The organism is Pseudoalteromonas aliena, from assembly GCF_038155085.1.
GTDB classification, from domain to species: Bacteria; Pseudomonadota; Gammaproteobacteria; order Enterobacterales; family Alteromonadaceae; genus Pseudoalteromonas; species Pseudoalteromonas aliena_A.
Genome location: NZ_JBAKAU010000006.1, coordinates 49,287 through 69,716 on the forward strand (window position 1 = coordinate 49,287; position 20,430 = coordinate 69,716).

Genomic DNA, 20,430 nt, shown 5'->3' on the forward strand with positions numbered 1-20,430 from the left:
TTTTTGGTCTTAAAAAATATTCATAATGCCTCACTTTTATAGGGTTTTTAATTGCACACTGCACCCACAATAAGTAAGAATGGTCACTATAAACAAACCCAAGTTACTTGGGTGTATAAACAAACACATAAATACCCGCGCAAATACACATAAAGGTAGGAGAATTCATGCCATCTCGCAAAGAACTTGCAAATGCTATTCGCGTCTTGTCAATGGACGCAGTACAAAAGGCCAAATCTGGTCACCCTGGAGCCCCTATGGGCATGGCTGATATCGCAGAAGTATTATGGCGCGATTATCTAAAACATAATCCAACTAATCCAGAGTGGGCTGACCGTGACAGATTTATTCTTTCAAACGGCCACGGTTCAATGCTTATATATTCTCTATTGCACCTAAGTGGTTACGACTTACCATTGGACGAAATTAAAAACTTCCGTCAAATGCATTCTAAAACACCAGGTCACCCTGAATACGGCTATGCACCAGGAATCGAAACTACTACGGGTCCATTAGGACAAGGGATCACAAATGCCGTAGGTATGGCGATTGCTGAAAAAGCACTTGCTGCGCAGTTTAACCGTGAAGGTCACGATATTGTTGATCACTTTACTTATGCATTTATGGGCGATGGCTGCCTTATGGAAGGTATTTCTCATGAAGCAGGTTCACTTGCAGGCACATTAGGCCTAGGTAAACTTGTTGCGTTTTGGGATGACAACGGCATTTCAATCGATGGTGAAGTAGAAGGTTGGTTTACAGATGACACACCAGCTCGCTTTAAAGCATACGGTTGGCATGTAATTAGTGGTGTTGATGGCCACGACAGCGATGCTATAAGTGCTGCAATTGCAGAAGCTAAAAGCGTTACCGATAAACCATCACTAATTTGTTGTAAAACAATTATTGGTTACGGCTCACCTAACAAATCTGGTAGCCACGATTGTCACGGTGCACCACTAGGTGATGACGAAATTAAAGCGTCTCGCGAATTTTTAGGTTGGACTGGCGATGCGTTCGAAATTCCTGCTGATATTTACGCACAGTGGGATAGCAAAGAAAAAGGTCAACAGCTTGAATCAAGCTGGGACGAAAAATTTGCAGCATACGCAAAAGCATACCCAGAGCTTGCAGCAGAATACAAGCGTCGTATTAATAATGAACTACCTGGCGATTGGGCTGAAAAATCTCAAGCGTACATTGAGCAACTACAAGCAAACCCAGCAAACCCAGCGTCTCGTAAAGCGTCGCAAAATGCGTTAAATGCGTTTGGTCCGTTATTACCAGAATTTATGGGTGGCTCAGCCGATTTAGCTGGCTCAAACTTAACAATTTGGGATGGCTCTAAAGGTTTAACACACGATGATGCAAGCGGTAACTACATTTATTACGGTGTGCGTGAGTTTGGTATGTCGGCAATTATGAATGGTATTGCGCTTCATAAAGGTTTTATTCCTTATGGTGCAACGTTCTTAATGTTTGTTGAATATGCAAAAAATGCTGTACGTATGGCTGCATTAATGAAGCAACCAAGCATTTTTGTATACACGCACGATTCAATTGGCCTAGGTGAAGATGGTCCAACTCACCAACCAGTAGAGCAAATTGCAAGCATGCGTTTAACGCCTAACTTATACAACTGGCGCCCATGTGACCAAGTTGAGTCGGCAATTGCATGGCAACAAGCTATTGAGCGTAAAGACGGTCCTACATCGTTAATCTTTACTCGCCAAGGTCTTGAGCAACAAGCGCGTGACGCACAGCAATTAAGCGATGTTAAAAAGGGTGGTTACATCCTTAGCTGTGACGGCAACCCAGAGATTATCTTTATTGCAACGGGTTCTGAAGTGCAACTAGCACAAGATTCAGCAAGCGAACTACGCAGCCAAGGCAAAAAGGTACGTGTTGTATCTATGCCATGTACTGATGCCTTTGAAGATCAAAGCGCAGAGTACAAAGAAAGTGTATTACCGGCATCTGTTACACGCCGCGTAGCAGTAGAAGCGGGTATTGCTGATTACTGGTACAAATACGTAGGCCTAAACGGCGCAGTAGTAGGCATGACTACCTTTGGTGAGTCGGCGCCTGCTGGTGAGCTGTTTGAGCACTTTGGCTTTACAGTGGCAAACATTGTAAGCAAAGCAAACGAGCTTTTTTAATCGCTTTTGATTAAATAAAGTAAGTAATTGAAAAACCTGTACATGTTGCGGGTTTTTTTATGCCCTTACATGAAACAACTTCACCTTGAACAATGCAGCTTTCCTTGCAAGAAAGTAAGCTATCAGGCAATGTAGTGCGATAAAATTTATAAATAAAAATCTTAAATTAATAGCAGGAGCTAAAAATGCCAAAGTTCGATAACGTGAGTGTAGTAAAAAAAGCCAATGTATATTTTGACGGAAAAGTGTCTAGCCGTACCGTTATTTTAGGTGATGGCGAGGCGAAAACGTTAGGCTTTATGCAACCAGGTGAGTTTGTTTTTGATACAAACCAAAAAGAGTGTATGGAGCTTTTAGCTGGCCAATGGGATATTTTATTACCAGGTGCGAGCGAGTGGAAGACATTTAACGCAGGTGAATCGTTTAACGTAGATGCGAACGTAAGCTTTAAAGTAAAAGTATCTGATTTTGCTGACTACTGTTGTTCGTACACAGATTAATCAATCAGAGCTTAAGTTAAGTAGACGTCTGAAAGCCCATGCACTATGGGCTTTGCATAAACTTTGCGCAACACATGATTTAAATCACCAAAAGCCGCAAATAAACCTCAAATATCTCTCTTTTTTCCTTGTGTTAATCTAAATAGCCCCCAATACTATTTATGAGGTAACAAATAAAAGGATACCCTATGAAAATTAATCTTTCTGGTCACCATGTTGAAGTTACTGACTCTATTAGAGAGCACATCAACGAAAAATTTTCAAAAATCGAGAGCCACTTTCCATCGCTTATTGCACTCGATATTATTTTGTCTAAAGAGCATCATAAAATCCAAGCTGAAATTAGCACTAATTACGAAGGCACGCGCATATCGGTAAAAGGGGAAAACGAAGTTATGTACCCAGCCATTGCAAGTGCAGCTAAAAAACTCGATGCGGCACTAAAACATCGAAAAGGGCAGATAAAAGCAAACCTACACGAAAAGCCTGTTAGCACGACACCTGAAATCGCACACGAGATCATCCAAGAGATGGATCTTAAATAAAATTTAGTTCCAAAGTATTATAAAAAAGAGCCGTATGGCTCTTTTTTATTGCCTGTAATTTAGGTAAGTTATGCGTTCTTGCAGTTTATTAATCAAAAGAATTAATAAAAGTAGCGTACAACACACATATTTTGAGAAATTAATGCACACAATAAAAGCAGTATGGAAGTCTCGACTAGGTGCGCTTGGACCTGGAATCCTCATGGCAACAGCCGCTATTGGCGGCTCTCACCTAGTTGCCTCTACACAAGCAGGAGCAATATTTGGCTGGCAATTATTTTGGCTAATACTTGTTGTTAATGTTTTAAAGTATCCATTTTTTCGTTTTGGTATGGAATACACACTGGCCACTAAAAATAGCTTGGTGGAGGGTTACAAAAGCAAAGGTCCATTTTATTTTTACAGCTTTATTGGTTTAAACATTATTGCTGCTATTGTAAATACCGCCGGCGTATTATTACTAACCGCAAGCTTACTGCATTACGCTCTACCTATTGTCATTGAAGTAACCTTACTTTGTTGGATGCTATTGGGCGTGTGCTTAGTTATATTATTACTTGGGCACTTCAAAGCGCTCGATAACGTGGCTAAAGGCATTATGGGGCTGCTTACGCTCGCGACTTTAATTGCTCTTGTCATCGCGTTTAATAACGGTCCAATGGCACCTGCTGATTATGTGGGCCCTTCACCGTACGAGCTTGCAATGCTTAGCTTTATGGTGGCTTTAATGGGTTGGATGCCAGCGCCTATCGAAATATCCGCATTAAGTTCTTTATGGCTAAAAGAAAAACAAGAGCATCAAACAATTACTAAAAGCCAAGGCTTGTTTGACTTTAACGTAGGCTATTGGCTTACAGCAGGCTTAGCCTTAGTGTTTTTTAGCTTAGGTGTATTAGTGCAATACGGGCAAACCAGCAGTATAGAACTCGGTGGAGTCGCCTTTGCTAAGCAGCTTATTGATATGTACGCATTAACAATAGGCGAATGGGCAAGACCGCTGGTATCTGCAATTGCGTTTTTATGTATGTTTGGCACCACACTTACTGTACTTGATGGCTACGCCCGTACGCTTAACGAATCTCATAAGTTACTTGGCTTTAAGCAATCAAAACACAGCCTAAATATTTGGTTAATACTACAAGCACTTGCCGGTATGGCAGTTATATTATTTTTTAAATCAGCCCTTGGCCCAATGCTTACCTTTGCGATGACGCTTTCATTTGTCACAACGCCTGTATTTGCATGGCTTAACTTTAGCCTAATACGCTCAGACCTCGATATTAAACACAGTGTATTACTGCGTATTTTAAGCTGGTTAGGTTTAGTCTATTTAATCGGCTTTGCCGTAGCGTTTATAGTGTGGAAGCTAGCTGTGTAAATTGAGTTAATTAGATAAATAATGTTATGGGCTTAATGTAACCTTAAATTGCGAGAAATATAAATGGAAATTAGAACAGGCGAGCTTTCAAACCCACAGGTTATAAAGTTACTACAAGCGCATCATAACGATATGCTAAAACATTCACCCGTTGAGAGCGTACATGCACTTGATGTGAGCAAACTCACTCAGCCCGATATAACCTTTTATAGCTTATGGATTGGAAATAATTTAGCGGGTGTTGGTGCTTTAAAAGCACTAAATACGACCGAAGGCGAAATTAAATCAATGCGCACATCAAGCAGCTATTTACGCCAAGGCATAGCCGCTAAGTTACTCACCCATATTATTGAGCAAGCAACTTTGCGAGGTTATAAAACACTAAGTTTAGAGACCGGCACGGCAAAGGCATTTTTGCCCGCACAAAAACTTTATACTCAATTTGGTTTTAGAGAGTGCGAACCGTTTGGTGATTATGAGCTAGACCCGTATAGCTTGTTTATGAGTAAAGGGTTTTAAAAGTGAGTAAGAGATATTATGGCTTATAACGTTGAACTTAAAGCCCCAGTACTGAATGAGTTTGCCAATTTACGTACACAAGTAAAGTGGCGAAATCCTGACGATAAAAGATTAAAAGCAAGCATCGAAAACTCACTTTTTTGGGTTACAGTGTACGACACTGATAAGTTGATAGGCACTGGCAGAATTGTTGGTGATGGCGCAATGTATTTTTATATTCAAGATGTAATTATTGCGCCAAGTTATCAAAGCAAAGGTATTGGTCATTTAGTTATGACTCACATTAAAAACTACCTAAGCAACACCTGTTCTAATGGCGCTACAATAGCTTTATTAAGTGCTCACGGTAAAGAAAGCTTTTATACACAATATGGTTATGTAAAGCGTGATGGAGATGGTTTAGGATTAGGAATGTGTAAGTTTATTAGCAAGTAATAATAAATATTGCTGCATGATATCAAGACTATTAAGATAGCTTTTAGAGGTATAGCGTAATGAGCAAACGTGATTTATTTTCAGAATTAATTACAGCACTTGTAGATGCTAAAGCGCATTCACTAGAAAAGCTTACGTTACGTTCCCATAAGGTAAATGATATCAAAGACCTTGCTATCTCATAGGATGAAATAGTAAATATTCGAGAAACATTTAATATGTCGCGTGGGGTATTTGCAAACATTCTACATACATCAGCAAGAACGCTCGAAAACTGGGAACAAGGACGCAGCGCACCGAATGGGCAAGCGATAACTTTGCTAAAGCTTGTACAGCGTCATCCTGAGACATTGAACCATATAGCTGAGTTATAGAGCTTCGCACACTTTGAAATATGAAATAGATTTGAACAAGAGGGTAGGCAATAAATGGATGTTTCTGGCTTTTTAACTTTATTCGCGGTGCTAGCTGCAATAATCACCTTATTACCTGAAGATAAAAAATTAGAATTATCACTTAATCTTAAATCAAAAGTTACGTGTTCCATTTTTCTATTATTTTGTTCGTTTTCTACTTATTTCCTGCTTTATGATGTTTTTTCTGCTTGGGGAATAATAATACCTTTAAAATGGATAAAAGGCTTTGATCAAGAAAGTGCTTTACTGCTTATTTCGATTCTTTTTCTGGGGTATATCTTTAAATTGATTTTAGCTAAATCAATCAGAGAAAATAAGATACCTCACCTTATTGATGCAATTTCAAATGATATTAAATACGAACAAAAAATGAGCCTCATTGACTCCTTATTAAATAGAAATCTTTGTACTTTGAAGCGTTATTTGATAAAGGAAACTTTATTTAAATCACTAAGGGTAAAGTTATTAAATCAAGATATATCAAACTACTTTAACGAACCATTGATTGCCCTCACCAATGAGCAGCCTAAACAAGAGTCATTGAGTGCCAAAAACTTTTTCAAGTACCACTTTCTTATAGTTCCCTTAACTAAATTTGAGCAACTTAGTAGGTTAAGCAGCAGGCAAGAAAAATTAATTGAAGTACTGAAAAAAGAATTTTTCACCTCTAGAGTTAAAGCTCATATCCTGAAAAATAATCCTAGAGTTGCATTCGAACTCATTTCACTTACTGGAAATGACTTTTCAGAAGAGGATATTGAAATATTAATAAGTTCTTCACACTTTAAACATGAGTTAGAGACTTTCTTTGAAGATTACTATTTTTATGAAAATATTCTTGGATTTTCTCCTTTATTAGATGAGTCTATTGGAAATGCTGGTTTTATTGATAAATCTAAGTTTTTTGATAGGCTAGAAAGTATAGTAAAAACGTATATTTTAAATAACAAAAATCAACTTGTTGAGGCACATGAGTACATACCAAATGACTCATTTATAAAGCAAACACGATTAAATTTTTATATAGACTGCGTATTCCATTCTTCAGTTGAAGTAAGCAAAAAAGAACAATCATTTTCTTCTCGACATCCTAGCTGGGTACTAACAAAAATTGTAGAGCAATTGATTGAACTCTCTAACGAAAATGCAGCGAAGGTTCAAAAAAATTGTGAATTCGAAAGCAGAGCTGGCTATTTCATATTTGAGATATTAAATAGCCAAATTAAAGTATTTGAACATATTTTTGAAAGCAAAAGCACTCAAAGCTACGATAATATACTGGAATCTATGGGGCATTCGTTTTATAAAATTTTCAAAAATTCTAATTCAGAAGTAATAAAAACATTTTCATTTGAACTTTTAGCAAGGGTATTTGTTAAATCCGAACAAAATGTTCAAATACTAGAAAGCTCGATTTATGGAGTTTATGGAAATGGCTCTAAATCATGTTTATTAGACTTTAGTATTTTAAAACCACTTACCGTAAATAGTGGGAAAGGTTTTAAATGGGATATACTATCTAATAATCTGGTGAATTATTACTCAGAAAACGAATGTGTATAACAAAATCATATAGCTCAACTACTTCTAAGCACTATAGATTTAGAAGTAGTTGCTAATTTATTTTAACTCAGCTCTTTTATCGCTTTACTTATTCCATCTAAGCTCAGCGCATACATGCGTTTGTTCATTAACTCTTTTATAAAGCCAATTGATTGATAGTATGGCCAGTGTTCAACCGGTTGTGGGTTGAGCCAGGCGACTTTATCAAAGTGGTTTGTGACACGTTGTAACCAGGCACTGCCGGGCTCTTCATTGTAGTGTTCTACCGAGCCGCCCGCATAAGCTATTTCGTAAGGGCCCATAGTGGCATCACCGACAAAAATTACTTTATAGTCGCTGGTAAATTTGTTTATGAGCGTCATGGTGTCTATTACGTTTGAATGGCGGCGCGCGTTGTCTTGCCAAACATGCTCGTATAAACAGTTATGAAAGTAGTAAAACTCTAAATGTTTAAACTCACTGTGGGCGGCGCTAAATAACTCTTCACAGGTATGAATGTAGTCATCCATTGAGCCGCCAATATCAAACAGCATCAATACTTTTACGGCATTGTGGCGTTCAGGTGCCATTTTTACATCCAGCATGCCACCTTGCTTTGCGGTAGCGCGAATGGTCTCGTTTAAATCAAGCGTGTCGCTTGCGCCAGTGCGGGCAAATTTTCGTAACTTTTTAAGGGCGAGTTTAACTGTGCGCGAACTAATTTCTCTGTCGGTGTCGAGGTTACGGTATTCGCGCTTATCCCAGACTTTTACTGCTTGGCGGTTACGGTTACCGTCTTGCCCTATACGCACACCTTCTGGGTTATAGCCGTATGCACCAAAAGGTGATGTGCCGCCAGTACCTACCCATTTATTGCCGCCAGCGTGGCGTTTTTGCTGCTCTTCTAAACGCTCTTTTAGGGTTTTCATAAGCTCGTCGAGTCCGCCCATGGCTTTAAGTTGGGCTTTTTCTTCATCGCTTAGGTTTTTTTCGAATTCTTTACGTAGCCAGTCTTCAGGTAAGTTGTGTTGTTGCTTTAAGCTCTCGAGTAAATCAAGGTCGGCAATACCACTAAAATAGTCGCTAAAGGCTTTGTCGAATCGATCAAAATGGGTTTCGTCTTTTACCATTATGGTGCGTGCTAAATGGTAAAAGGCGTCTACGTCGGCAAATATAACGCCTTTTTTTAAGGCGTTAATTAAATCGAGCAGTTCGCGAAGGCTTACCGGTAAACGGTATTCACGCAGTTTGAAAAAAAACTGTACTAGCATGTTAGCGACGACTCATAAACGCGAGTTTTTCGATTAGGCTTATGTCTTGCTCGTTTTTAAGTAAGGCGCCAAACATTGGCATTAATCCGCCTTTTTGCGCTTTGTCGTGCAGCGTTTTTGCGTCTATATCTTCTGCCATTAAAAGCTTTAACCAATCGAGCAATTCGCTGGTGGAGGGCTTCTTTTTGAGGCCGTTGGCTTCACGTAAGTTAAAAAATACTTCTAGCGCTTGGCGAACTAAATCTTGTTTAACATGCGGGTAGTGCACATCAATAATTTGCTGCATTTCATCACTGCTTGGAAAATCAATATAATGAAAAAAGCAGCGGCGTAAAAATGCATCTGGCAATTCTTTTTCATTGTTTGAAGTGATGATCACAATAGGGCGCTCTTTTGCGATAATGCGCTCGTTAGTTTCGTAAACATGAAACTCCATTTTATCAAGCTCAAGCAGTAAATCGTTTGGGAATTCGATGTCGGCTTTGTCTATTTCATCAATTAAAAGTACAGGACGTTTACCATTAAGCTCGGCATAGTTAAACGCTTGCCACAATTTACCTTTAACAATGTAATTGCCAATATTATGTACGCGTTCGTCACCTAATTGGCTGTCGCGTAGGCGCGATACGGCATCGTATTCGTACAAACCTTGCTGCGCTTTGGTGGTCGATTTGATGTGCCATTGAATAAGCTCGGTATCTAAACTTTTTGCAAGTTCTTCAGCTAGCATGGTTTTACCCGTGCCGGGTTCACCTTTAATTAATAATGGTTTTTCGAGCATAATGGCGGCATTTACAGCCTGTTTTAGCGAGCTGCTTGCGATGTAATTGTCGGTAGAGTTAAATTGCACGGTGCACCCTTGTCTGGTCTGAGCAGTAAGTTATTTAGTTATAATGCCATAGTTAATCTACAGGTCCAAGGTAAGCAAAACGAGGTATGGTTTCGCCTCCTTTTTCAACGGTTTCTAAAAACATACTAAGTGGACGTGCCCAGATTCCAAATTCACCATAGAGTGCTTGGTAAATAACAAGTTGTTCCTCGGTTTCGCTATGGGTGGCAACGTGAATAACTTTGTATTGCGGCCCTTTGTAGTGTTGGTACATACCTGGTTTGAGGGAAAGTGGTTTTATTGCTGTAGTCATGTTTTGATCTCTTGTATAATTTGGCTTTGCACTTTTAATGTTAACTAATTTGCCAATACTATGAACTATATTTCTTTAGATGATTACAAAAAGGCGTGGGTTTTTCGCCACAAAGATTTACCTGTATCTGATGAAGACGCAGCAAAAATAAAGCCTATGAGCGACGAGCGCGCAGCAGTACTTTGGACAACCATGGTGAGCCGTGAGTTTGATCACCCTGATTTTTTTGAAGACACCGATTGGTGCGGACAAGAAAAAAGCTTTAGCCAAGAAGTCGATTGGCAAGATGCGTGGGAAAATGGTGATGCGCAACCACCAGAAACAATCTTAACGTTTTTAGATTGGGAAGCTAACACCACGGTTTATTTTTGTATGGCTCGCGATAATATTATCGAAACGACGTTTGATGTATTTAAACGCAATTGGCAAAACTTTATGTTTTTAGCTGATGGCAGTTTACTGATTGGTAAAAAGCGTAATACGGTTGTGCAATTTTTAGAATCAGGTAAAGCAAAATTAGGTGAAAAGCCAAGCGCTTAAATTAGTGCGCTGCGCTTAAAAAACATTCAATACTGTGTTATAAAACATTTACCTGAATATTTTTGAGTACAGCTTTTGGTCGCTAAAAATCAGTCACTTGGTGCTCAACAGCAAGTTGAAATTTGGCAAACTGATGCACAAAAAGTGTTGTATGCACAATTGTGCAATGCGTTTTATCAGCGTGAGGTTCAACGATTAGTTGCAGAGCCTAATGCCGATAAACTGCGCCGCCAGTTAAAAAGCCTACCTTATTATATTGAGCGAGCTGCAACGTTAGTTGCCAATGGTGACACGCCTTTTACGCTTGACGCACAAAATGGTACGTGGCTTGAAAAGCAAAAACCGACCCCACCCGATGTGAATGTTCAAGCTAATGAACTTTTTTATCAAACGTATGCCAAAGTGGGGCTTATAGTGCCCGTTATATTGTATGGCTACGATCAGGTGCGTCTTAGAATAGACAGTATCGATCAGTTAGGCGAAAATAAGCTGCATTGTAACGAGCTCGGTTGGTTTGATTTTTTAGGAAATGGGCTAGAGCAGCAAAATGCTCAGTTAATAAAACCAAGTAAAGTGAGTTTAACTGCAGCATGTTGCGGGCATCAGTGGCAATTTTCGAAGCGTTGCATGCCACGGGTTTTATCTCTACGCGAAATGCTTTTAGCGGGTAGTATTAATTGGCGCAATTTAAAGCGCCCCTTAGCGTATTAAAGTTAAGGTATCTGGAATTTAAAATAAGGAGTGTTAAATGCGTATTTTTCAAGTTGGTTTACTATGCTTAGCACTGTTTGTACAGTACAGATTATGGTTTGGCCATAATGGATTACAAGACTACGCACGGCTAAAAGGTGCTGTAGCGTCACACCAACACACTAACGAAAAGCTTATTAAACGTAATAAAGTACTTAAAGCAGATATTGAAGACTTAAAGCTTGGCCAAGAAGGCATTGAAGAGCGTGCACGTAACGAATTAGGAATGATTAAACCGGACGAAACATTTATTCGTGTTTTACCGGGCAAACAATATGACAAATAAACAAACTATTGCAGCAATTGTACCTGCTGCGGGTGTTGGCAGCAGAATGCAGCACAATGCGCCTAAGCAATATATAAAACTAGCCGGTAAAACCATTTTAGAACACACCTTAGCCAAACTTTCTCTATTACCCCAATTAAGCTTTATTGTTGTTGCCCTTAGCGACAGCGACCCCTATTTTGACGAACTCCCTCTGCTTGATAATCGCATTGTGCGAGCCAGCGGCGGAAAAGAGCGCGCCGACTCAGTGCTCAATAGCTTGCTTTTTTTAGCGCCTAACCCACCAACATGGGTATTGGTGCATGATGCTGCTCGTCCATTAGTTAATATGACTGATATAGAGCACTTAATTGACGAATGTATAAACGCTGATGAAGGTGGTATTTTAGCTAGTAAAGTAAAAGACACCATAAAACGTGGCCACACACATGCCCTACAAACGGTGCCACGAGACGATTTATGGCAAGCACTTACACCGCAGTTTTTTAAATATGAGGAGCTTAAAACTGCGCTTCAAAACGCATTAGCAAGCGGGGCTACTATTACCGATGAAGCCAGTGCAATTGAGTGGGCGGGTAAACCGGTTAAGCTTGTGGCAGGTCGTAGCGATAATATTAAAATAACTACGCCAGAGGATTTAGACCTGGCTGGGTTTTTATTACATAAACAACAAAACGAGAGTGGATTATGATACGAATTGGCCATGGTTTTGACGTACATAAATTTGGCGGCAAAGGCCCGTTAACTATTTGTGGTGAAAAAATAGATTACCCACAGGGCTTTTTAGCGCACTCAGATGGTGATGTTGCTATTCATGCATTATGCGATGCTATTTTAGGCGCGTTGGCAATGGGTGATATTGGTAAGCACTTTCCAGATACGGCAAGCGAGTATGAAAATATCGATAGCCGTATTTTACTTCGCCACGTGGTGGGCTTAGCTAAAGAGCAAGATTATATACTTGGTAATGGCGATGTGACTATTGTTGCTCAGGCACCAAAAATGTTGCCACATATTCAAGCTATGCGCGCTAATTTAGCCAGCGATTTAAATTGCGACCTTAGCCAAATTAACGTTAAAGCCACTACTACCGAACAGCTAGGCTTTGAAGGGCGCAAAGAAGGCATTTCTAGCCATGCAGTAGTTATTATGAGTAAAGAGCTTGCGAGTACAAAAAACGCATGAGCGATTTAAATTATTTATACGGTGCGCCGCTTTCTAAAGCTGATTTTAAAACCACTGCTGAAGACTTTATGGTTGATGAAGACTTGGGTATAGAATTTACCGGCAGTGGCGAGCACGTGTGTTTGCAGGTGGTTAAAAAAGGCGAAAATACGCAATACGTTGCAAAGCTAATTGCACAACGTGCAGGTGTTTCACCGCGAGACGTAAGTTACGCCGGCATGAAAGATCGCCACGGAGTGTGCTCACAGTGGTTTAGCGTAAAAGTACCGATTAAAAAGCCTATCGATTTTAGTGACTTAAATAGTGAGAGTATTTTTATTGTGTCGCAACAGCGCCACGACCGTAAATTACGTACGGGTTGCCACAAAGGTAATAAATTTACTATTACGCTGCGTAATGTAACCAAGCCCCTTGATATTTTATGCCGCATTAACGCAGTACGCGCAGGTGTGCCTAATTACTTTGGCGAACAACGATTTGGTTATGGCGGTCATAACTTAGTTATGGCTGAAAAAATGTTTGCCGGTGAGCGTATTCGCGATAAAAAGTTGCGCGGTATTATTATTTCTGCAGCACGGTCGCATGTATTTAATCAGTTAGTGAGCCTGCGTGTAAAAGAGCATGGTTTAGCTAAAACAATGCACCGTGAAGTATTTATGCTCAGCGGCAGTAATGCATTTTTTGAAGATGCAATTAATGACGAAAACATAGAACGATTAGCCACTGGCGATATTATGATGTCAGCACCTATGGTGGGTAAAAGTGAAAAAGGCTTAACCGAGCAAGAAAAAGTATGGCTTGAACCATATCAAGCATGGTGCGATGGCTTGGGTGAACTCGGCCTTAAAAATGAGCGCCGAATGCTGCGCTTAATTCCACAAAACTTAACTGTTGAAACACTTGATGAAACCACACTAAAACTAAGCTTTGGTTTGCCAAAAGGGTGTTTTGCAACCGCATTATTACGTGAGCTGGTGGATTATACAGATGCAAGTCCACGAGAGCGCAAAGAAAAGGATAATGGCATAAATGAAGATACTGTTAAGTAACGATGATGGCGTAAATGCCAAAGGCATTGCGGTTTTATATCAGGCGCTTATACAAATTGCAGAGGTAACCCTTGTTGCACCTGATCGCAACTGTAGTGGCGCAAGTAATTCTTTAACACTTATGAACCCGCTACGAGCGACTACACTAGAAAATGGTTTTATGTCAGTTAATGGCACACCTACTGATTGTGTACATTTAGGTGTAAATCAGTTAGCTGATGAAAAGCCAGATCTAGTTGTTGCAGGTATTAACCATGGTGCCAATTTGGGTGATGACACGCTTTATTCCGGTACTGTTGCCGCTGCAACTGAAGGTCGCCATTTAGGTCTGCCTGCAATTGCGGTATCGCTTTGCTCACATAAGGGGGAGCATTTTGAAACAGCCGCTGCTGTTACCGTAAATATTATTAAAGGCTTGGCTTCGCATCCGCTTCCAAAAGATCAAATAATAAACATTAATGTGCCAGATACTCCACTAAGTGAATTAAAAGGGGTGCAAGTAACACGTTTAGGCGCTCGTCACAAAGCTGAAACAATGACTAAACAAACCGATCCATGGGGCCGTGATATTTATTGGTACGGATCGCTTGGCACCGAAAGCGATGCTGGTGAAGGCACCGACTTTTACGCAATCAATAATGGCTATGCCTCAGTTACGCCATTGAGTGTTGATATGACAGCTAAAGATAGCTTAAAGGCAGTAGGAGAGTGGTTAGCCGATTTGGAGATTAATCGTGCTCGCTAATTATACCCGCAGTGCAAAAGCGTTATCTGACTTATTAAAGCGTGAAGGTGTTGAAGATACCCAAGTACTTAGTGCTATAGCTGATATTCCGCGTCATATTTTTATAGATGATGTGCTAAAACACAAAGCCTATGAAAATACTGCGCTACCTATTGGGCAAGGTCAAACAATTTCTCAGCCTTATATAGTAGCGCGCATGACAGAGCTACTTCGTTTAGCTGGTGTGCGCAAAAAAGTGCTTGAAATAGGAACAGGTTCTGGGTATCAAACTGCAATATTGGCCAAAACGTTTGCGAAGGTTTACTCGGTAGAGCGTATTAAAACACTTCAGTGGCAGGCAAAAAGACGTTTGCAGCAACTCGATTTGTATAATGTAACCATGAAGCATGGCGATGGTTGGCAAGGCTGGCAATCACAAGCACCGTTTGATGGTATTATAGTGACTGCTGCGGCCTCTAAAGTTCCGCAAGATTTACTTGCTCAGTTGGCCGACGGTGGCGTGTTATTAGCTCCAATTGGTGAAAGTGATCAAAAATTAATAATGGTTATCCGCAAAGGCGATAATTATAAAGAGCATGTTATTGCTCCCGTTAGATTTGTGCCGTTAGTACCTGGCGATATTGAATAGGAATTCATTTTGAAGTTGTTTACCAAGTTATACGATATGGCCCTTGTGTGGGCTAAACATCGCCATGCAGAGCGTTATTTAGCTGTAATGAGCTTTGCAGAGTCAGTTTTTTTTCCTGTTCCACCCGATGTTATGCTTGCACCTATGTCACTTGCACAGCCACAAAAAGCATGGCGCTTTGCAAGTTTTGCCACAATAGCATCAGTTGTTGGCGGTATAATTGGCTACTTGCTCGGCTTTTGGCTATTTGAACCTGTTGTAGAGCCATTAATTACACAAATGCATTGGCAAGAAAAATTTGATACAGCATTAACTTGGTTTAAAGAGTATGGTGTTTGGGTTGTATTTTTAGCTGGTTTTTCACCGATACCTTATAAAGTGTTCACGATTGGTGCTGGTGTAATGCAAATGGCTTTTATTCCATTTTTACTCGCATCTGCCGTTGGACGTGGTGCTCGCTTTTTTCTAGTTTCAGCCTTGATGAAATGGGGCGGGGTTAAAATGGAGAAAAAATTACGTCAATATATTGAAGCGCTTGGTTGGTCTTTAGTTATATTGATTGTAGTTGCGTACTTTTCATTACGTTAAGCATTAAAAGTATCTGTTTTTAAATTAAGGAGTAAAATATGATGAATAAACAATTTTTATTATACATTGTTGTATTCACAAATATTTTACTTTCTGGTTGCTCTTCTCGCCACGTTCCCGCACCTGTAAGTAGTTTAAATAATAATGTTAATGACTTGAGGGGAACTGTTAACATAAATGGAGGTTACTACAAAGTACAAAAAGGAGATACACTTTACTCCATCGCTTTTAGCGCTGGACAAGACTTTAGAGTACTAGCAAAAAACAATTCTATTCCAGCACCTTACATCATATTTCCTGGACAAACTATTTCTCTAACAGCTCAACCAGTAAAAATAAAAAAGCATAAAAAATATACTAACCCTAGTAAGAAGTCTACAGAAAAAAAACAAAAAAGTAACAAAAAATTAAAGAAAGAGCTTGATCCTCCAAAACAACGAGAGTATGTTCAGAAACAAGCTAGTAACAAAGTTAGTAATACTAAACGTTTGTCGAGCAGTAAAGTACAGTGGCTTTGGCCTGCAAAGGGGAAAGTTACTAAACGCTTTTCTAATAAGGAAAACGGTTATAAAGGTTTACAGATTACTAATCATAAAGGGGCACCAGTCTTAGCCGCGGCACAAGGAACGGTGGTGTACGCGGGTAACGCCCTTCGAGGTTATGGTAATTTAATCATATTGAAACATAATGATGATTACCTAAGTGCTTATGCACATAACTCGAAATTACTTGTTAAAGAAAAGCAGAAAATTAAGGCAGGACAAAAAATAGCAGAAATTGGTAATTCAGAATCTTCGGTGACCGCGCTTCGTTTTGAAATTCGCTACCGTGGGAAAGCTGTCAATCCTGCTAAATACCTTCCCTAATTTTTAGGTATTGATAATTGCTCGGGAGAAGGCTTATGTCTAGCGCAGCAAAACTTGACAAAAATATCACGACTGACGAAAAGTATAACGACACCGCCGTTGAAGAGACTACACCGTTACTAGAAAAAGTAGATGAAGAAGAAATTTTTGCTAAAGAAGAGGTTACAAAAAACCTTGATGCTACCCAACTTTATTTAGGTGAAATTGGTTTCTCCCCTTTGCTTAGTGCAGAGGAAGAGGTCTTTTTTGCTAGAAAATCCCTTCGAGGTTGTGAAGCTTCACGTAAGCGTATGATTGAAAGTAATCTACGCTTAGTTGTCAAAATAGCACGCCGTTATAACAATCGCGGCCTTGCCTTACTCGATTTAATTGAAGAAGGTAACTTGGGTTTAATTCGCGCAGTTGAAAAATTTGATCCAGAACGTGGCTTTAGATTTTCAACCTATGCTACATGGTGGATACGCCAAACAATTGAACGTGCCATTATGAACCAGACACGTACCATTCGCCTACCTATTCATGTTGTCAAAGAGCTTAACGTTTATTTGCGCACTGCACGTGAACTAATTCAAAAACTTGATCATGAGCCAACAGCCGAAGAAATTGCTGCTTGTTTGGATAAACCAGTTGAAGACGTAACAAAAATGCTACGTTTAAACGAGAAGATTGCATCAGTAGATATGCCTATTGGCAGTGAAAACGATAGTGTTTTACTTGATATAATCCCTGATGAAAAAAGTTTTGGGCCCGAAGGTGAAGTACAAAATAATGATATTAATAAACATATTGTAGATTGGTTAGGAGAATTAAACCCTAAACAACGTGAAGTGCTAGCACGTCGATTCGGACTGCTTGGCTATGAGCCATCTACACTTGAAGATGTAGGTCGTGAAATAGGCTTAACACGTGAGCGTGTAAGACAAATTCAGGTAGAAGCATTACGTCGTTTAAAAGACATTTTGCAACAAGAAGGTTTAAGTACAGATAGCTTGTTTAATCAGTTTTCGTAATTAGTTAACCTGATCTTTGGTTAAGAGATTTACCAAAGTATTGAATTATAGTGATATTTAAATTTATTTTCTCTAGCCAGAGATTTTCAGTGAAAACAAGGCGAATTTACGCGTCAATAGCTGGCCTATTGCAAGTAAATTCAACGCAGTGATCGCTGAAAATAGCTGCTTGAGATAGATTTATTATCCAGAGTTCAGGTTAGTTAAATAATTTAAGAGACTATGTGTGTTAAAAAGCCGAAGAATTTATTCTTCGGCTTTTTTATGCTTGTAAATTAGATGATATAAATTACAACAATGCTTTTAGTTTATATAACAAATTGTGCGCTTGGCGTGGCGATAAATTATCAGGGTCAATAGCGCTTAACTGCTCTTCTACTTCAGAAGGGGCACTTTGTACAATTTCGTTATTAAAAGTAAAGGCTTGTTGCTCTGTATTTGGTGCAGTAACGCTTTGATGATTTTCAAGCAACTTAAGTTTTTGCTTTGCTTGTGCAATAACAACTTTTGGCACACCCGCAAGGGCTGCTACCTGCAAGCCAAAGCTTTTACTTGCAGCGCCATCAAGTACGGTGTGCATAAAGGCGATAGTATCGTTGTGCTCGATTGCATCAAGATGCACGTTCACTAAACCTGCTGTTTGCTCAGCAAGTTCTGTTAACTCAAAGTAATGCGTAGCAAATAAGGTTTTAGCTGATATTTTTGATGCTAAATGATTCGCTGTTGCATACGCAAGCGAAAGCCCATCGTAGGTACTTGTACCGCGACCAATTTCATCCATTAACACCAAAGATTGCGCTGTGGCATTATTTAAAATAGTGGCGGTTTCGGTCATTTCTACCATGAAGGTTGAGCGGCCAGAGGCTAAATCATCACTTGCACCAATACGCGTAAATATACGGTCTATATTACCAATTTTTGCGCTATCAGCAGGGACATAACAGCCAATGTGCGCCATTAATACAATAAGCGCTGTTTGACGCATATAGGTTGATTTACCACCCATATTTGGACCTGTAATAATCAACATTTTGCGCTGGCTATTAAGTTCTACGGGATTTGCAATGAAGGGTTCTTTCATTACCTGTTCAACAACTGGGTGACGACCTTGTTTAATGCTAATGTTGTCGTTGTCGCATAATTGTGGTTTAGCATAATTAAGTGCAAAGGCACGCTCGGCTAAATTATTTAATACATCTAAGTCAGCAAGTGCAGCGGCCATTATTTGCAGCTGTTCAATGTGCGGGGCTATAAATTCAAATAACTCTTCGTATAGTTGTTTTTCAAGCGCGAGCGCTTTTGATTGGCTGCCAAGTACTTTATCTTCATGCTCTTTAAGCTCAGGAATAATATAGCGTTCATTATTTTTAAGCGTCTGGCGACGAATATAATCAGCAGGTACTAAATGTGAATTAGCGCGACTCACTTCTATAAAAAAGCCGTGTACTCGGTTATAGCCAATTTTTAATGTACTAATGCCTGTGCGTTCACGCTCGCGTTGTTCAAGTTGCTCAAGTACATCTGTTGCACCTTTACTAAGGTTACGCCACTCATCTAACTCGCTATTATAACCCGGCGCAATTACGCCCCCATCACGAATAAGTACTGGCGGATTATCAATAACAGCACGCTCTAGCAATGCTTGTAGATTTGGTAGTTCTGGCGAGTGTTGGATAATACTTGTTATGCGCGGGTCACTCGCATCACTTAATAAATTATGCAGCGGGGCAAGTGCTTGTAGTGCACTGCGCAGGCGTGTTAAATCTCTTGGGCGTGCAGTGCATAACGCTAAACGCGCTATTACACGTTCTATATCGCCGATATCTTTAAGTGACTCGTGTAATTCGCCGCAAAGTTGTACGTCTAAAATTGCACTAATAGCATTTAAACGAGAATTAAGCTCATCTTTATTACGTATAGGTGTGTGAATTCGGCGTTTTAATAAACGTGAGCCCATCGCTGTTGCCGTTTTATCAAGTACTTGTGCTAGGGTGTTTTCAAATCCGCCTGATAGATTAACCGTTAGTTCTAAATTTTTACGGGTTGCGGCATCTAAAATAACCGCATGCTCGTTGTGCTCAAGCGTAATAGCACGAATATGAGGTAAAGCAATACGTTGTGTATCTTTTACGTATTGCATTAAACAGCCGGCGGCTACGAGTGCAGAGTGAGCTTTTTCTACACCAAATCCAACTAAATCCTTGGTACCAAATTGATCGCACAATAAGTGCTGCGCTGTATCTAAATCAAATTCCCACTCAGGGCGACGACGAGCGCCTTTAATATGTTCAATTAAATGTGTATTTACAAAGCTTTCGCTATAGAGTAATTCTGCTGGGGATAACCGTTGTAACGTTGAGCTAAAAGCTTCGTCAGTATTTACTTCTACAATGTTAAAACGCCCTGAGTTTATATCAAGGTAAGCAATGCCGTATTGGCCTTTTTTATTTTGCCAAACACTGGTCAGTAGGTTGTCTTGTCGCTCTTGTAGTAGTGCTTCATCTGAAATAGTGCCCGGTGTTACAATGCGAACTACTTTACGTTCCACAGGGCCTTTACTGGTTGCGGGATCGCCAACTTGTTCACAAATAGCAACCGATTCGCCCATTTGTACTAAACGGGCTAAGTAGTTTTCTACGGCATGATAAGGTACACCGGCCATAGGTATTGGATCGCCGCCCGCTTTACCGCGGTGCGTTTGCGATATATCAAGAAGTTGAGCTGCGCGTTTAGCGTCATCAAAAAAGAGTTCGTAAAAATCTCCCATACGATAAAACAATAAAATATCGCGATGCTCTGATTTTATTTTTAGATACTGCTGCATCATAGGGGTTTGTTGTTTTATAGTGTGTGGTGCATAAAGATCAAACGACATG

22 protein-coding genes and 1 pseudogene are annotated in these 20,430 nt (G+C 39.8%); 19 read left to right on the forward strand and 4 right to left on the reverse strand.

Annotated elements, in window-relative coordinates:
* Positions 1-167: 167 nt before the first annotated feature.
* The 8 genes and pseudogenes from tkt (at position 168) to V6260_RS07890 (ending at position 7,515) form a co-directional block, all read left to right on the forward strand.
* A complete protein-coding gene (gene tkt / locus V6260_RS07855) occupies positions 168-2,159 on the forward strand; it encodes a transketolase (protein WP_341593553.1) in 1,992 nt (663 codons plus the stop codon).
* Between the two features lie 185 nt (positions 2,160-2,344).
* On the forward strand, positions 2,345-2,659 hold the full coding sequence (locus V6260_RS07860) for a pyrimidine/purine nucleoside phosphorylase (RefSeq protein ID WP_002958974.1): 315 nt from the start codon (positions 2,345-2,347) through the stop codon (positions 2,657-2,659).
* Between the two features lie 188 nt (positions 2,660-2,847).
* On the forward strand, positions 2,848-3,204 hold the full coding sequence (gene hpf, locus V6260_RS07865; RefSeq protein ID WP_007376058.1) for a ribosome hibernation-promoting factor, HPF/YfiA family: 357 nt from the start codon (positions 2,848-2,850) through the stop codon (positions 3,202-3,204).
* A gap of 202 nt (positions 3,205-3,406) precedes the next feature.
* The gene (locus V6260_RS07870) at positions 3,407-4,582 is read left to right on the forward strand and encodes a divalent metal cation transporter (protein ID WP_341593672.1); all 1,176 of its coding nucleotides are present in this window, start codon (positions 3,407-3,409) and stop codon (positions 4,580-4,582) included.
* 63 nt (positions 4,583-4,645) lie between these two features.
* Complete coding sequence (locus V6260_RS07875) at positions 4,646-5,101, forward strand: GNAT family N-acetyltransferase (protein WP_341593554.1); 456 nt, start codon at positions 4,646-4,648, stop codon at positions 5,099-5,101.
* A gap of 18 nt (positions 5,102-5,119) precedes the next feature.
* A complete protein-coding gene (locus V6260_RS07880) occupies positions 5,120-5,536 on the forward strand; it encodes a GNAT family N-acetyltransferase (RefSeq protein WP_341593555.1) in 417 nt (138 codons plus the stop codon).
* A 59-nt stretch (positions 5,537-5,595) separates the two neighbouring features.
* Positions 5,596-5,910, forward strand: a pseudogene (locus tag V6260_RS07885) (helix-turn-helix domain-containing protein).
* A gap of 54 nt (positions 5,911-5,964) precedes the next feature.
* The gene (locus V6260_RS07890) at positions 5,965-7,515 is read left to right on the forward strand and encodes a hypothetical protein (protein WP_341593556.1); all 1,551 of its coding nucleotides are present in this window, start codon (positions 5,965-5,967) and stop codon (positions 7,513-7,515) included.
* A 62-nt stretch (positions 7,516-7,577) separates the two neighbouring features.
* Here V6260_RS07890 and V6260_RS07895 read toward each other — a convergent pair whose 3' ends face one another.
* From V6260_RS07895 to V6260_RS07905, 3 genes are read right to left on the reverse strand one after another with little or no spacing between them, the layout of a single operon-like run.
* The gene (locus V6260_RS07895; RefSeq protein ID WP_341593557.1) at positions 7,578-8,765 is read right to left on the reverse strand and encodes a vWA domain-containing protein; all 1,188 of its coding nucleotides are present in this window, start codon (positions 8,763-8,765) and stop codon (positions 7,578-7,580) included.
* 1 nt (position 8,766) lies between these two features.
* Complete coding sequence (locus tag V6260_RS07900) at positions 8,767-9,615, reverse strand: MoxR family ATPase (RefSeq protein ID WP_341593558.1); 849 nt, start codon at positions 9,613-9,615, stop codon at positions 8,767-8,769.
* Positions 9,616-9,667: 52 nt separating this feature from the next.
* Complete coding sequence (locus V6260_RS07905) at positions 9,668-9,907, reverse strand: DUF1653 domain-containing protein (protein WP_341593559.1); 240 nt, start codon at positions 9,905-9,907, stop codon at positions 9,668-9,670.
* A gap of 60 nt (positions 9,908-9,967) precedes the next feature.
* Between V6260_RS07905 and V6260_RS07910 the strand changes: the two genes are divergently transcribed.
* The 11 genes from V6260_RS07910 to rpoS all read left to right on the forward strand — a co-directional run bounded on the left by V6260_RS07910 (position 9,968) and on the right by rpoS (position 17,554).
* Entirely contained in the window at positions 9,968-10,447 is a 480-nt protein-coding gene (locus tag V6260_RS07910) for a DUF2947 domain-containing protein (RefSeq protein ID WP_341593560.1), read from the forward strand.
* A gap of 75 nt (positions 10,448-10,522) precedes the next feature.
* Entirely contained in the window at positions 10,523-11,158 is a 636-nt protein-coding gene (locus V6260_RS07915) for a hypothetical protein (protein ID WP_341593561.1), read from the forward strand.
* A 37-nt stretch (positions 11,159-11,195) separates the two neighbouring features.
* A complete protein-coding gene (ftsB, locus tag V6260_RS07920) occupies positions 11,196-11,483 on the forward strand; it encodes a cell division protein FtsB (protein WP_341593562.1) in 288 nt (95 codons plus the stop codon).
* Positions 11,473-12,174 (forward strand): 2-C-methyl-D-erythritol 4-phosphate cytidylyltransferase, encoded by a 702-nt coding sequence (gene ispD, locus V6260_RS07925; protein WP_341593563.1) that lies wholly within the window; start codon positions 11,473-11,475, stop codon positions 12,172-12,174. The genes ftsB and ispD overlap by 11 nt, the downstream gene beginning before the upstream one ends.
* The gene (gene ispF, locus V6260_RS07930; protein ID WP_341593564.1) at positions 12,171-12,668 is read left to right on the forward strand and encodes a 2-C-methyl-D-erythritol 2,4-cyclodiphosphate synthase; all 498 of its coding nucleotides are present in this window, start codon (positions 12,171-12,173) and stop codon (positions 12,666-12,668) included. Before ispD ends, ispF begins: the two co-directional genes overlap by 4 nt.
* Complete coding sequence (gene truD, locus V6260_RS07935; RefSeq protein WP_341593565.1) at positions 12,665-13,717, forward strand: tRNA pseudouridine(13) synthase TruD; 1,053 nt, start codon at positions 12,665-12,667, stop codon at positions 13,715-13,717. Before ispF ends, truD begins: the two co-directional genes overlap by 4 nt.
* On the forward strand, positions 13,698-14,462 hold the full coding sequence (gene surE, locus V6260_RS07940) for a 5'/3'-nucleotidase SurE (RefSeq protein ID WP_341593566.1): 765 nt from the start codon (positions 13,698-13,700) through the stop codon (positions 14,460-14,462). Before truD ends, surE begins: the two co-directional genes overlap by 20 nt.
* Positions 14,452-15,090 (forward strand): protein-L-isoaspartate(D-aspartate) O-methyltransferase, encoded by a 639-nt coding sequence (locus V6260_RS07945; protein ID WP_341593567.1) that lies wholly within the window; start codon positions 14,452-14,454, stop codon positions 15,088-15,090. Before surE ends, V6260_RS07945 begins: the two co-directional genes overlap by 11 nt.
* Positions 15,091-15,099: 9 nt before the next feature.
* On the forward strand, positions 15,100-15,678 hold the full coding sequence (locus tag V6260_RS07950) for a YqaA family protein (RefSeq protein WP_341593568.1): 579 nt from the start codon (positions 15,100-15,102) through the stop codon (positions 15,676-15,678).
* A 41-nt stretch (positions 15,679-15,719) separates the two neighbouring features.
* Complete coding sequence (locus tag V6260_RS07955; protein ID WP_341593673.1) at positions 15,720-16,544, forward strand: peptidoglycan DD-metalloendopeptidase family protein; 825 nt, start codon at positions 15,720-15,722, stop codon at positions 16,542-16,544.
* 35 nt (positions 16,545-16,579) lie between these two features.
* Entirely contained in the window at positions 16,580-17,554 is a 975-nt protein-coding gene (gene rpoS / locus V6260_RS07960; protein WP_341593569.1) for an RNA polymerase sigma factor RpoS, read from the forward strand.
* 289 nt (positions 17,555-17,843) lie between these two features.
* Here rpoS and mutS read toward each other — a convergent pair whose 3' ends face one another.
* Positions 17,844-20,429 carry a DNA mismatch repair protein MutS gene (gene mutS, locus V6260_RS07965; protein WP_341593570.1) on the reverse strand — a complete coding sequence of 862 codons (2,586 nt, stop codon included), beginning with the start codon at positions 20,427-20,429 and terminating at the stop codon, positions 17,844-17,846.
* Position 20,430: the final 1 nt, after the last annotated feature.

Bases quoted from the DNA above. Each gene is read 5' to 3' on its own strand.
- tkt (WP_341593553.1), top strand. From the start codon at position 168: ATGCCATCTCGCAAAGAACTTGCAAATGCTATTCGCGTCTTGTCAATG.
- V6260_RS07860 (WP_002958974.1), top strand. From the start codon at position 2,345: ATGCCAAAGTTCGATAACGTGAGTGTAGTAAAAAAAGCCAATGTATAT.
- hpf (WP_007376058.1), top strand. From the start codon at position 2,848: ATGAAAATTAATCTTTCTGGTCACCATGTTGAAGTTACTGACTCTATT.
- V6260_RS07870 (WP_341593672.1), top strand. From the start codon at position 3,407: ATGGCAACAGCCGCTATTGGCGGCTCTCACCTAGTTGCCTCTACACAA.
- V6260_RS07875 (WP_341593554.1), top strand. From the start codon at position 4,646: ATGGAAATTAGAACAGGCGAGCTTTCAAACCCACAGGTTATAAAGTTA.
- V6260_RS07880 (WP_341593555.1), top strand. From the start codon at position 5,120: ATGGCTTATAACGTTGAACTTAAAGCCCCAGTACTGAATGAGTTTGCC.
- V6260_RS07890 (WP_341593556.1), top strand. From the start codon at position 5,965: ATGGATGTTTCTGGCTTTTTAACTTTATTCGCGGTGCTAGCTGCAATA.
- V6260_RS07895 (WP_341593557.1), bottom strand. From the start codon at position 8,765: ATGCTAGTACAGTTTTTTTTCAAACTGCGTGAATACCGTTTACCGGTA.
- V6260_RS07905 (WP_341593559.1), bottom strand. From the start codon at position 9,907: ATGACTACAGCAATAAAACCACTTTCCCTCAAACCAGGTATGTACCAA.
- V6260_RS07910 (WP_341593560.1), top strand. From the start codon at position 9,968: ATGAACTATATTTCTTTAGATGATTACAAAAAGGCGTGGGTTTTTCGC.
- ftsB (WP_341593562.1), top strand. From the start codon at position 11,196: ATGCGTATTTTTCAAGTTGGTTTACTATGCTTAGCACTGTTTGTACAG.
- ispD (WP_341593563.1), top strand. From the start codon at position 11,473: ATGACAAATAAACAAACTATTGCAGCAATTGTACCTGCTGCGGGTGTT.
- ispF (WP_341593564.1), top strand. From the start codon at position 12,171: ATGATACGAATTGGCCATGGTTTTGACGTACATAAATTTGGCGGCAAA.
- truD (WP_341593565.1), top strand. From the start codon at position 12,665: ATGAGCGATTTAAATTATTTATACGGTGCGCCGCTTTCTAAAGCTGAT.
- surE (WP_341593566.1), top strand. From the start codon at position 13,698: ATGAAGATACTGTTAAGTAACGATGATGGCGTAAATGCCAAAGGCATT.
- V6260_RS07955 (WP_341593673.1), top strand. From the start codon at position 15,720: ATGAATAAACAATTTTTATTATACATTGTTGTATTCACAAATATTTTA.
- rpoS (WP_341593569.1), top strand. From the start codon at position 16,580: ATGTCTAGCGCAGCAAAACTTGACAAAAATATCACGACTGACGAAAAG.
- mutS (WP_341593570.1), bottom strand. From the start codon at position 20,429: ATGTCGTTTGATCTTTATGCACCACACACTATAAAACAACAAACCCCT.